This is a genomic window from Actinacidiphila sp. bgisy144 (assembly GCF_057708105.1).
On record NZ_JBYIRM010000027.1, the window covers coordinates 108,201 to 120,950 of the forward strand.

At 74.9% G+C, this 12,750-nt stretch carries 8 protein-coding genes; 2 read left to right on the forward strand and 6 right to left on the reverse strand.

The window, feature by feature from the left end:
• The first annotated feature begins 29 nt into the window (after positions 1-29).
• Positions 30-803, forward strand: coding sequence for a helix-turn-helix transcriptional regulator (locus AC3EVP_RS27215; RefSeq protein WP_435134179.1), 774 nt, complete (start codon positions 30-32; stop codon positions 801-803).
• 22 nt (positions 804-825) lie between these two features.
• On the opposite strand, the gene AC3EVP_RS27220 is transcribed toward AC3EVP_RS27215, so the two are convergent.
• The 6 genes from AC3EVP_RS27220 to AC3EVP_RS27245 all read right to left on the reverse strand — a co-directional run bounded on the left by AC3EVP_RS27220 (position 826) and on the right by AC3EVP_RS27245 (position 10,507).
• A complete protein-coding gene (locus AC3EVP_RS27220; RefSeq protein ID WP_435134181.1) occupies positions 826-4,500 on the reverse strand; it encodes a discoidin domain-containing protein in 3,675 nt (1,224 codons plus the stop codon).
• A gap of 79 nt (positions 4,501-4,579) precedes the next feature.
• Positions 4,580-4,831 carry a hypothetical protein gene (locus AC3EVP_RS27225; protein WP_435134184.1) on the reverse strand — a complete coding sequence of 84 codons (252 nt, stop codon included), beginning with the start codon at positions 4,829-4,831 and terminating at the stop codon, positions 4,580-4,582.
• A gap of 330 nt (positions 4,832-5,161) precedes the next feature.
• Positions 5,162-7,987 (reverse strand): HAD-IC family P-type ATPase, encoded by a 2,826-nt coding sequence (locus AC3EVP_RS27230; protein WP_435134187.1) that lies wholly within the window; start codon positions 7,985-7,987, stop codon positions 5,162-5,164.
• The gene (locus tag AC3EVP_RS27235; protein ID WP_335970314.1) at positions 7,971-8,324 is read right to left on the reverse strand and encodes an ArsR/SmtB family transcription factor; all 354 of its coding nucleotides are present in this window, start codon (positions 8,322-8,324) and stop codon (positions 7,971-7,973) included. Before AC3EVP_RS27235 ends, AC3EVP_RS27230 begins: the two co-directional genes overlap by 17 nt.
• A gap of 100 nt (positions 8,325-8,424) precedes the next feature.
• Complete coding sequence (locus AC3EVP_RS27240; protein ID WP_435134191.1) at positions 8,425-10,038, reverse strand: LCP family protein; 1,614 nt, start codon at positions 10,036-10,038, stop codon at positions 8,425-8,427.
• A gap of 262 nt (positions 10,039-10,300) precedes the next feature.
• Positions 10,301-10,507: a hypothetical protein gene (locus AC3EVP_RS27245; protein ID WP_435134193.1), complete on the reverse strand. Its 207-nt coding sequence runs from the start codon at positions 10,505-10,507 to the stop codon at positions 10,301-10,303.
• 329 nt (positions 10,508-10,836) lie between these two features.
• On the opposite strand from AC3EVP_RS27245, the gene AC3EVP_RS27250 reads away from it, so the two are divergent.
• Complete coding sequence (locus tag AC3EVP_RS27250; RefSeq protein ID WP_435134196.1) at positions 10,837-12,702, forward strand: LCP family protein; 1,866 nt, start codon at positions 10,837-10,839, stop codon at positions 12,700-12,702.
• Positions 12,703-12,750: the final 48 nt, after the last annotated feature.

Sequence of the window (12,750 nt, forward strand, 5' to 3'; positions counted from 1 at the left end):
CTGGCAAACTTCCCATAATCTGCCTACTTGTGTCGCACAACCGCCGCCCGCCCGGGGCGGACCTCCCCCCGACCCACGCCCATGACCACGCGCCCGGCGAGGTCATCGGGCGGCACCGGCACGACTACCACCAGCTCATCTACGTCAGCACCGGGGTGCTCGCGGTGCGGACCGAGGCCGGCGCGTGGGTGGCCTCCGGCGACCGGGCGGTGTGGAGCCCGGCGCACATCTGGCACGAGCACCGCGTTTACGGCCGCACCTCGGTGCACACCGTCGGCTTCCCCGCTGACGACCCGCCGCTGCGCGTCGACGGGCCGACGATCCTGGCCGTGGACCGGCTGTTGCGCGAACTCCTCATCGCCTGCACCGAACCGGGCCTGCCCGAGCCCGAGGCGCGGCGGCTGCGGGCGGTCCTCGGCGACCGGCTGCGCCGCGCCCACGTCCGGCCGCTCGCCCTGCCGGCTGCCCGGGACCCGCGGCTGTCCCACGCCTGCCGGCTGGTGGTCGCCGACCTGGGCACGCCGTGCACCCTGGGCGCGTTGGCCCGCCGGGTCGGGGTCGGCGAGCGCACCCTGACCCGGCTGTTCCGCACCGAGTTCGGCATGACCTACCCGCAGTGGCGGACCAACACCCGGGTCTTCCACGCCATGGTCCAGCTCGCCGAGGGGGCGTCGGTGACGGCCACCGCGCGCCGCTGCGGCTGGGCCACGACCAGCGCGTTCATCGACACGTTCGCCCGCACGATGGGCCAGACCCCCGGTGCGTACCGGTCCGCCGCGCACCTGACCGCCCCGCCGCTGTGACCGCCCCCGCCGGCGTGCCGGATCACAGCCGCCGCAGCGGCATGTTCAGCGCCTCCGCGGTGAAGCGCGGCTCGCCCGAGGGCAGCGCCCGGGACGGCCAGGACACGGTGACCTCGCGGCTCTCACCGGGCAGCAGCCACAGGTAGTTGTCGCTGTAGCGGGCCGGCAGCACCCGGGTGTCGCGGTGGGCGTCGCGCACGCCGAGGCGCAGCAGCGCGGCGACCCCGGCCCCGTCGTTGCGGACGGTCAGCGCCGCCTCGTCGCGGCCCCGGCGGCGGACCGCGGTGTGCAGCTTCGCGGGTGCGAGGCCGCCCAGCGCCTTGACGTCGCCGGGCGCGCGGTAGCGCAGGTAGGTGTTGTCGGAGACGCGGGTGCCGTGCCGGTCGGTGAGGGTCAGGCGCAGCAGGTGCGCGGCGGGCAGGGCGGCGCCGAAGGGCACGGTGAACGCGGGCGCCGCCGAGGACGCGGGCACGTCCAGCACCTGCTGCCGCGGCGCGGCCAGCGCGGTGCCGTGCAGGTCCACCAGCCGCGCCTCGACCCTCGCGCCGGTCAGGTCCGCGGCGGTCTGGTTGACCGCGTGCACCTGCCAGTCGGCCAGGCTCGCCTGGACGTGCAGCGGCTCGCACCCCTTGCGGGCGCCGTAGTAGCTGCCGTTGACGTCGAGGTCGTAGTCGTAGGTCTGCCAGACGGTGCTGTGGTGCGCCGGATGGGACATCCACAGCAGCACCCCGGAGGCGTCGTCCCACATGTGCGCGTTGTACGCCTCGAAGATCGCGCGCATGCTCTCGTAGTTGACGAACTGGGCGCGGGCGCAGAAGTCGTCGAGGGTGTCGGAGGCGCCGAACCGGTCGTCGATCGCGGCGCGGTAGGTGTCGGGGTTCTGGCCGCCGCGGGTGCACCAGTCGTGGTGGTACCAGACGTCGCCGATCGGCCAGGACGGCTGGTCGGCGGCCAGGCGGCGCATGCTCTCGGCGACCGGCACCGTGGGGATGCCGATCTCGGAGTGGAAGCCGTAGCTGCCGATGGAGTAGGTGTCGCCGGAGAAGTACGCCGCCGGGTCGATCCAGGAGTAGGGGCCGTGGCCGGTGACGATGCCGCCGGCGGAGTTGCCCTGGTAGAGGATGCCGGGGTGCAGCGAGGCGACCGCGTCGCGCAGTCCGGTGTCGACCGCGGCGGGCGGGTCGCTCTCGTTGGTGGCGCACCAGACCGCCAGGCACGGGTGGTGGCGGTAGCGCAGCACCGTGTCGGCGGCGATGTCGAGGAACACCGGCACCGAGCCGTCCGGCGGGAAGATCGCGTCGCCCTCCCAGAAGTCGTTCCAGACCAGGATGCCGTTGCGGTCGCAGGCGGCGAAGAACTCCTCGCGGTTGCTGGAGCCGATCCAGTTGCGGATCATCGTGAAGTTCATGTCGCGGTGCATGCCGACCGCGTCGTCGATCCGGTGCGGCAGGGCCCGGCGCAGCAGTTCGTCGAAGCCCCAGTTGCCGCCGCGGCACAGCACGCGCACGCCGTTGGCGGAGATCTGCAACTGGGTGCCGGTGTTGCGGACGGACTGCACGTCGGTCCAGGTGGCGCCGTCGTCGGAGACCTGCACGGTGAAGGTGAGCGCGTAGGCGGTCTCCCAGGTGACGACCACCTGGTCGAAGGCGGTGGCCGCGCCGAGGTCGACCTGAATCCACTGGTCGTCGGAGTAACCGGAGGACCAGCGGGTGGAGTTGTCACCGTCGACGGCGTTGCCGGGCAGGTCGTTGGCATTGTCGCTGGAGGAGGCCGTGGCGGTCTTGCGCAGGGCGAGGTCGGTGTCCGGGTCGGAGCTGTCGCGCACCGACAGCGTCCACATGGAGGCGCCGAAGCCGGTGGCGCGCTTGCCGCACTGGATGCGTACGTAACGGGCGTGCTGTGCCGGCAGGTTGACAGTCTGCGGCGCCGAGTGGCCGTCGGAGCCGATCACGATGGGCTGTTCGCTGTGGTAGCCGAACTGGCGCAGGCCCACCTGGACGGTGCGGCGGTCGGAGGTGCGGCCGGCGGTGGCGGCGGTCAGCACCAGGTCGTGCAGGGTTGCCTCGCCGTAGCCGTTCGGCCACCACAACCGCGGCTGGTCGATGACGAGTTGGGGGTGGTCGGCGGGGGTGAAGGTGATCTCGCGGCTTTCGCCGGCCGCGAGCTCGACGCTGCCGCTGACCCGCGCGCCGTGCAGGGTCGCGGTCACGGTGGCGGTCCGGGCGGTGCTGCCCGCGTTGCGGACCGGGACGACCACGGTCACCTCGGCGGTGTCGGTCGCGGGCAGCGCCGGCAGCACCGTGTCCACCCGCGGGTCGCCGAGCACCACGTCGCCGGTGGTGCGCAGCCGCACGTGGTTCCAGATGCCCGCCGCCCGGTCGCGTACCGCGGGCATCCAGTCCCAGCCGCTGATCGACAGGTACGTCGGCGAGTCCGCCTGCGGGGCGACGGAGTTGAGGGTCGAGACGCCGGAGGGGCCCTTGTCGCCGGGGTTGCCCGGGTGCGGCATCGGCGCGACGCGCACCGCGAGCACCTGCTCGCCGCCGCCGAGCAGACCGGTCACGTCGAGGGCGGCGCGCGCCACCGGGTACGTCACCTCGCCCGCTTTGCGGCCGTTCAGCCACACCTCCCCGGCGTGGTTGACGCCCTCGAACTCCAGCCACACCCGGCGGCCGTGGCCCGTCGCCAGTCCCGCGGGCAGCCGGAACGCCCTGCGGTACCACCAGTCGTGCCGGGACAGCGCCTCCGGGGCCCGCATGTTGTTGAAGCCGACCGTCGGCTCCGGCAGGTGGCCGGCCGCGACCAGCGACGCGTGCACGGTGCCGGGCACCACGGCGGGCAGCCACCGGCTCACGTCCACCCCGTGGGCGGACAGCACCGCGCCGTCCGCCGAGCCCGCCCAGTCGTCCATGGTCAGGGTCCACCCGGACGCCAGCGGCAACGTGCCGTCGGCGGCGACCTCCAGCGGCGGGGCCGGCGCGGTGTGCCGGCCCCAGTCGGTCCAGCCGGTCGCGGCGGGGCGCGGGACGTCGCACTGCCCGTACACCTCGAAGCCGTTGAGGCCGACCGGGTTGCCGTTCGCCTGCTCGGTCGAGGTCATCCGGACCCAGCGGGCCGTCACCGGCTTCGGCAGCGCGACCTCGGTCCGCCCGCCGGTGCCGTTCGACGTGCGGTACACGGTGCGCCAGGAGGCGCCGTCGTCGGACACGTCGAGCGTGAAGGCGACCGCGCAGCTCGACAGCGCCTCGAAGCCGGTGGTGTGCAGGAAGGGGTTGATGCCCGGGTCCGGGGTGAAGCCGGGGTCGTCGCGGTCCGCCTCGAACACGAGCACCACGGAGTCGATCGCGCACGGCGCCTGGAGGTCCACGCTGATCCACTGCGGGGTGCCCGCGGCGGCGTCGGCGGAGGCGCGCCAGCCCGAGCCGCGGACCCCGGTCTCGGCGAGGCCGTCCACGGCGAACGAGGCGGGGGTGGGGGCCCAGTCGGTGGAGGACGCCGCCACCGGGCGGTAGCGCGCGAGGTCGGTGCCGGTGCTGCCGCCGGTGCCGGCGTGGCCGGTCGCTCCGGTGTCGGCGCCGGCCGCGTGGGCCGCTTCCGGCAGGGCCGCGGACAGGGCGAACCCGGCGAGCAGTGTCGCGTTCGTACGGAGGAAGGCGCGGCGGGACGGTCTCGGGCTGTGCTCGGGTGCTGCGGGCATGGACGGCTCCAGGCGGTGCGGTGCGGTGAAGTGCGGTGCGGCGGGCTGGGCGGGGGAGTACGGGCGCGGACCCGCGGCGTCAACTCCCCAGGGACTCGGCCTCGGAGAGGGTCGTCGCATCGGGGGCGGTGAACGCCCGGTCGCTGCGGTGGTGGACGACGCTGGGGTGGGTGCCGTCGTCGGTGCCGGCGGTCGAGCCGCTGATCAGCGTGTATCCGGCGGGCGTGTGCGGGTCGGCGGCGCCGCTGCGGACGTACGGACCCCGGCGTGCGGCGAGCCTGCCGAGAGCAGTACGCCGGCGGGTTCGGGAACGGGCTGCGGGCACCGCCATGGTCGGGCTCCTCACGTTCGCGGAACTGCTTCCGGCACGGGCGCCCGACCCGCCGCGGGCGGAGCGGGTCCAAGCTGATGACAACGTTGACATCGCGGGTAGTCTCAGTGGCTGTGGCAACGTTGTCAACACCCTGTGCGCGGGCCCGACGGAGCACGGAGCGGTCCGCGGACCGGGGTGCCGACCCGGGCGCCGACCGGTCCGCGGACCGGGACTTCGGCCGGGAGGCGGTCCAAGTGCCGCCGGTCGCCCGGCGGTTGGCGAAGGGCGCGATGCGGGAGGGACGGGCGGGGTGGTCCGGAGCGGGCGGGGCCCGGGGGGGCCCGGGGGCTACGGCCGCGCGTCGGCGGGGCGGGCGCCGTCCGAACGCAGCCTGGCCGCGCGGGACTTGGTGGCGAGCAGCACCGCCGCGTACACGGCGAGGATCGCGCTGAGCAGCAGGTAGTAGGCCAGCGGGAGGGTGGTCAGGCCGAGCGCGCCTGCCAGCGGCGGCAGGGGGAGCAGCAGGCCGATCATCGCGAGTGCGGCCGCGGCGGTGCGGATCGGCGCCGGGGCCCGGTTGCCGCCGCGCAGCAGCACCATCACCAGCGCCTGGGTGATGAGGTTCTCGGTGAACCAGCCGGAGTGGAAGGCGGCTTGGCCGGAAGCGTGGACCGAGTCGGGCACGAGCAGCGCCAGCGCGGCGAAGGTGGCCAGGTCCGCGGCGGCGTTGACCAGGCCGAAGGCGGTGATGAAGCGCAGGAAGTCGCGGGTGCGCAGCGGGGTGGGGCGGCGCAGCGCGGCCGGCCCGGGCTGGTCGTGGGCGAGGGCGAGTTGGGCCGCGTCGAAGCAGAGGTTCTGCAGCAGCACCTGGGCCGGGAGCATCGGCAGGAAGGGCAGCAGCACTCCGGCGGCGAGCATCGCGATCACGTTGCCGAGGTTGGAGGACAGCGCGATGCGCAGGTAGGTGGCGATGGTGCCGGTGGCGTGCCGGCCGGCGGTGACGGCGTGGTCGATCGCGGTGAGGTCCTTCGCGGCCAGCACCACATCGGCCGCCTCGCGGGTGACGTCCACCGCGTCGCGCGGGCAGATCCCGACGTCGGCGGCGTGCAGTGCGGGCAGGTCGTTGACGCCGTCGCCGAGGAACCCCGTGGTGTGGCCGGCCGCGCGCAGCGCGCGCACCACCCGCACCTTGTGCTGCGGGGTGCAGCGGGCGAAGACCGCGGTGTGTTCGGCGCGCCGGGCCAGGGCGGCGTCGTCCATGGCGTCGATACGGTCGCCGGTGAGCACCCGGCCGGGCGCCAGCCCCAGGTCGCGGCAGACACGGGCGGCGGTGCCGGGGTGGTCGCCGGTGAGCACCTTGACCGCGACGCCGCGCCCGGCGAGCGCCGTGAGCGCGTCGGCGGCGGTGTCGGCGGGGGCGTCGCGCAGCACCACGAACCCGGCGAAAGCCAGGCCCTGTTCGTCGGCGGGGCCGTAGGCGCCGGTACGGGCCGGGCGTTCGGCGAGGGCGACCGCGAGCAGCCGCAGCCCCTGGGCGGACAGCGCGGCGGCGAGCGCGAGCAGGCGTTCCCGCCCGGCGGCGTCGAGGTCGAGCTCGGCGCCGGGCGCGGGCAGCGCCGCGGGTAGGGCGCCGGGTACGGCGGCCAGGCGCGGGGTGCCGGGCGCGGGCGGTTCGGGCGGGGGCGGCTCGGGCGGGGCCGGATGCGCCGACGGAGCGTCGGGCAGCGGCAGTTCGGGCGCGGACGGCTCCACCTCCGCGGCGCCCCCGGCCCGCAGCCGCGTACAGCGCGCCAGCACCTCTTCCACCGAGCCCTTGACGACCAGCGTGTGCCGGTCGCGGTGGCCGGCGCGCCGTACGACCGCGGTGGCGAGCCGGCGCACCGGGTCGAAGGGCAGCGCGGCCACCCCGTCGCAGGCGTGGTGGGCGGCGGACGGGGCGGCGGCGTCGAGGACGGCCTCGTCGAGCGCGTCCGGGGCCGGCAGGTCGGCGAGTTGGAGTGTCCACAGGCTGTTGACGGCCGCCCAGTGCAGGACGTCCGGGTCCGGGCGGCCGTACGCGTCCAGGGCGGTGTCGTACACCGGCCGGTCGCAGGTGAGGGTGCCGGTCTTGTCGGTGCACAGAACGTCGATCGCGCCGATGTTGTGCAGTGCGGGCAGCCAGCGCACGATGACGCCGTGTTCGCGGGCGAGCGCGGCGGCCTTGCGGGCGAGCACCGTGGTGACCACCACGGGCAGCATCTCCGGGGTCAGCCCGACCGCGACCGCCACCGCGAACGGCAGGGTCTCCAGGCCCCGTCCGCGCACCGCGGCGTCGGCCAGCAGCACCAGCGGCGGGATGAGCAGCATGAACCGGACGAGCATCCAGGAGATGCCGTTGACCGCGCGGTCGAACGCGGACTCCCGGCGCCGGCCGGGCGCGGGGTAGGCGCGGGCGAACCGGGTGTGCGCGCCGGTCGCGGTGACCAGCGCGGTGCCGCTGCCCGAGGCCACGCTGCTGCCCTGGAAGCACAGGTGCGCGCGCTGGTACGGCCCGGCGGTCTGCGGCGGGCTGTCGTCGGGCCGCTTGGGCACGGGCACCGACTCGCCGGTGAGCGGGGCCTGGTGCAGCGCCAGGTTCTGGGCGCGCAGCAGCCGCACGTCGGCCGGGACCACGTCGCCGGGCCCCAGCCGGATGACGTCGCCGGGCACCAGTAGTTCGACCGGGATCTCGCGGAAGCGCGGCGCAGCGGCCGGGCCGGCCCGGCGCCGTACGGTCGCGGTCGCGGCGACCAGGTGCCGCAGCCCGTCCGCGGACCGGTCGGCCTGGTACTCCGTGCGGGACCGCAACGCGCTGCTGACCAGCACCAGTACGGTGATCACGCAGGCGGTGCCCCAGGCCGAGACCAGCGCGGAGACCAGGCCGAGGACCAGCAGCACCGCGGTGAAGGGGTCGCGCAGGGCGCGGGCGTAGCGGCGGGGCCAGGAGGCGGGGCGGCGGCCGGGGATGGTGTTCTCGCCGTGGCGGGCGAGGCGTTCCTCGGCCTCGGCCTCGGTCAGTCCGCGCGGGCCGCTCGCCAGGTCGCGCAGCGCCTCCAGCGCGGTGGGGTCGGCGCGGCCGTCCGGCCGCCGGGCGGTGGGGACGCGGGCGGTCGGCGGGCGGGCGTGGCCGGTGGGCCGGTCAGGCGCCCAGGCCACGGATGCCGCCCCGCGCCGGGGTGGTGCGGTCGGCGAGCTGGCCGAGCATCAGCCGCACCACCGTCACCACGTCCGGGTCGTCCACCAGGTAGACCTGGCGGCGTCCTTCGCGGCGGGCGTGCACCAGTCCGGCGAGCTTCAGCTTGGCCAGGTGCTGGCTGACGGCGGGGAGCGTGGCGCCGACCTTCTCGGCCAAACCCGTGACGTCGCAGTCGCCCTGGGCCAGAATCCAGACGATGTGCAGCCGCATCGGGGAGGCGAGCAGACCGAAGGAGGCGGCCACGCTCTGCAGCACCTCGGCCGAGGGCTCGCCCAGCTGTCCGCCAGACCTTGTCACGTGAACCTCCCAGACCGCGGCGATGTGCAGCAACCAGGGTACGCAGGTGCCCTGCCCCGGCCGCCGGAGCGAACGGGCGCCCGCCGCCCGCCGGTCCTGCTCATGGCGTGGGCGCCGCGGTGGTCGCCGCCGGGGCCGGGGCGCCGGACGGGCCGCCGTAGGACAGGTCGGAGCAGGGGTTGTCGCTCGCGGCGCGCGGCGGGCTGGTGTCCTCCGGCGGCGCCGACGCCGCGGTGGCGGCGGCGTAGTCCGGGCCGAGGACGACGCGCACCCCGGACAGGCCGGCGGCGGGGGCGGGTTGCACCTGGGCGCCGGGGAAGAGCCGGGCGACGGTGGCGGCTTGCGCCTGCTCCCCGGCGCCGTACTCGATGACGGTGGTGGTCGGCGCCTGGCCGGGCGCGTTGCCGGTGCGGGTGACGGTGAAGCCGTCGGCGGTCAGCGCGCCGGCCGCGCGGGCGGCGAGCCCGGCGACGGTGGTGGCGTTGTCCACGGCGACGTCGATGCCGGCGCCCGGGCGGCCGGTGGCGGTGGCGGACGGGGCGGCGGACGCGGTGGGCGTGGCGCCGGGTGCCGGAGTGGCGGCCGGCAGCGGGCGGTTGGCGCGCAGCGCCGTCCACAGCCGGTCGGCCGCGGGCTGGACCAGGGCGACGCGCGGGCCGTCGTACCGCCAGGGGGCGGTGACGAAGCGGACGTTGCGCAGGTCGATGTTCTTCAGCGACATCGCGAACTTCAGCAGCGCGGGCGCGGAGCCGAGGCCGGGGTCGACGGTCAGCGAGCGCACGGCGGCGTTCGCCAGCGGCAGCAGGACGGTCGGGTCGAAGCCCTCGGCCTTGATCTTCTTGAACAGGCTCGCCAGGAACGCCTGCTGGCGCTTCATCCGGCCGATGTCGGAGCCGTCGCCGATGCCGTGCCGGATGCGGACGTAGTCCAGGGCCTGCTGTCCCGACACGGTCTGGAGGCCCTGGTGGAAGACGAGTGCGCCGCGGGTGGCCCGGCCGGGGCTGAGGTCCTGCTGGTAGACGTCCTGCGGCAGGCAGACCTGGACGCCGCCGACCGCGGCGGTCATGGCGGCGAAGCCGGCGAAGTCCACCACGACGGTGTGGTCCACCCGCAGCCCGGTCAGCTGCTCGACGGTGTTCTGCGTGCACGCCGGGTTGCCGGTCGCGGTCAGCCCGGTGGCGAAGGCCGAGTTGAACATGACGTCCTGCTGCGGCTTGGACCAGGTGCCGTCGGGCAGCAGGCAGGGCGGGACGTCGACCAGCGCGTCGCGCGGGATCGAGACGCCCACCGCGTGCCGCTGGTCGGAGTAGACGTGCAGCAGCAAGGTGGTGTCGGAGCGGCCGACGCCGCCGCTGCCGCCGCCCAGCGCGCGGTTGCCGCCCGCCCGCGAGTCCGAGCCGATCAGCAGGATGTTCTGGCCGTCGCCCGAGGCGGGCCGCTTGCCGCTGATGCCGTCGGCGGTGAAGGTGCGCGGCCGGCTCGTGTGCAGGGCGATCCAGCCGCATCCGGAGGCGAGCAGCACCAGCGCGGAGGCGATGCTCGCGGCGACCAGCCCCCGGCGGCTGCGGCGGCGCCGCGGCCCGTCCGTCGCGGCTGGGCCCGCGCCGCGGCCGCCGCCGACCCGGCCGGCGGCTCTGCCGGTGCCCCGGCCGGTGGGCCTGCCGGGACGGCCTTCGGTGCGGCCTTCCGGAACTCCGCTGTGACGACCCGGCATGTACTCCCTCTCCGACCCTGCGCCGCCGGGTACCCCGGATCTGGCGATACGCCGGTTTCCCCAGGGGTTGCCCCGCTTTCGATTGCGCAACCTAGCAATCCTTGTGGCGCGGGAGGGGCGTCTTCGCCCGCTGTCACCCGGTGGTGTCGGGCCGGGCTCCGGTCGTAGCAGGTCGCCACCGCCGGGCGGGGTACGCGCGTCGCGGGTTCGACCGTTTGTACGGGCCGGTACGGGGGCCGGTACGGGCTGGTGCGGGCCGGCCTCAGGGGCTCGCGCTGTCCCAGCCGTAGCGCAGCGGCTCAGGGCCGTTCCTGCGGCGGTAGACCGACACCGCGGCCACGTTCACCCCGGTCGCGCCCTCCTCCACCGGGCAGGCCACGGACACCTGGAGCACCCTGGGGCGTCCGGCCACCCGTACCCGTGTGCCGTCCGCGGGTCCGCCTTCCAGTTCGGCCGTCTCCCAGGCCACCGGCGCCCTCCTGCTTCGCGTCACCGTCGCTCGCATGGCGAACACTTTAGAGCTTGCGTAACCCGGGAACCATGGTGATCGCGCACACCGTCGGGAAAATGGACGGAGAACGTGCAGATGACGTGGCGGAACGGGGGACGGAAGGACCGCCGGGACGCCGGTACCGCAGGTCGCCCGCATCGTGATCCCGCCCGCATTCCTCCGGTCCGCACAGCGGCATGGCCTATTCTTGCCGCATTGCGCAAGTGCGAAACGGAGTGAAACCGTCGCTTCACCCAACGTAACCGGCCGCGGGCCTCAAGAGGGCTGCTCGGACAAGGGAGTGGGAGATGAGTGACCCCTGGGGCAGGCCGGCCGGAGGCCCGCCGGAGGGCCGGGTCAGGCACGGCCGCGGGCCGGAGCCGCCGGGGCCGCGCAGCGGGGCCCACGACAGCCGTGACGCCGGCCGCGCCCAGGACACGGTGCCCGGCGGCCGCCGGGCCCGCGCCCGCGGCGACAGCGCCGAGGCGGGCGACGGCCGGATATCCGGCGGCCACGCCGCCGGGGCCGCCCCGGACGGCGACGCCCCGCCGACCGGCGGGCGGGCCGCGGCCCGGGCCGCCGCGCGCGGCAAGGGCGGCGGGTCCCGGCGCAAGGGCGGCAGCCGGGCCAGGCGCCCCACCCGCAAGCGGCGCGTGCTGCGCGGTATCGCGATCGGCGCGGCGCTGCTGGTGGTCCTCACCGCGGGCGGCGGCTGGTGGCTCTACCAGCACCTCAACGGCAACATCACCAGCGTCTCGCTCACCGACGGGGTCGGGAAGGACGCCGCCGGCACCGAGAAGGCGGACGCCTTCGGCCGCACCCCGATCAACATCCTGGTGATGGGCAGCGACGGCCGCACCTCCACCGAGGACTGCAAGCTGGGCGGCGGCTGCGCCACCACCGGCGTGCAGTCCGGGGAGAACGCCGACGTCGAGATGGTGCTGCACATCTCCGCCGACCGCTCCAACGCCACCGTGATGAGCATCCCCCGCGACACCATGGTCAACGTGCCGGCCTGCACCAACCCGAAGACCGGGACCAAGACCAGCGGCTACTACGGCATGATCAACAGCGCGCTGGCGTACGGGCAGGCGTGCCAGGTGGCCACGGTGCACAAGCTCACGAACATCCCGATCGACCACTTCATCCAGGTCGACTTCTCCGGCGTGGTCAGCATGTCCGACGCGGTCGGCGGGGTGCAGGTCTGCGTGAGCGGCGACGTCTACGACACCTACTCCCACCTGAAGCTCTCCAAGGGCAGCCACACCCTCAAGGGCGTCGGCGCGCTGGAGTTCCTGCGCTCCCGGCACGGCTTCGGCGACGGCAGCGACCTCGGGCGCACCTACGCCCAGCACACCTTCCTCAGCTCGCTGATCCGCAAGTTCAAGAGCGCCGGCACCCTGACCAACCCGGCGTCCGTCTACAAGCTGGCCAACGCCGCCACCAAGGCGCTGACCGTGGACGACGGGCTCGGCACCATCAAGAAGCTGATCGGCCTGGCCGACGACATCAACAAGGTGCCCACCAAGCGGATCACCTTCACCACGATGCAGACCGCGGCCGACCCGACCAACGCCAACCGGGTCGTGGTGGGCGACGGCGCCCAGACGCTCTTCTCCACCATCGCCAACGACACGTCGCTGACCACGTCGAGCGGCAAGAAGTCCAAGGCCGCCTCGGCGACCGCGAGCCCGACCGCCACCGTGCCGGCCGCCCAGGTCACGGTGTCGGTGGAGAACGGCACGACCGTCGGCGGGCGGGCCGGCGATATCGCCGACGCGCTGATCAACCAGGGCTTCAACCCGGCCACCAGCACCGGCAACGCCGACGCCACCGCCACCACGACGCTGACCTACGGCCCCGGCGCGAAGGACGAGGCGCAGACCGTGGCCAAGGCCCTGTCGCTGCCGTCCTCGCACGTCAAGCAGGGCACGGCCGCCGGGCTGACGCTGGTGATCGGCTCCGACTGGCCCAGCGGCACCAGCTTCCCCGGCGGCACCGCCTCGTCCAGCGACACCAAGCAGGCACTGAGCAACGCGCACGCGGAGACCGCGGACAAGTCCAACTCCTGCGCCCAGGTCAGCACCTACAAGACCGTCGAGATCAACGGGGTCGCGATGACGCCGGGGCAGGCCTACGCGGCCTCCCCGTCGAAGAAGGACTCCGACGAGTGAGGCCGGTCACCCGGCGGGGGGGGGGGGGGGGGGGGGGGGGGGGGGGGG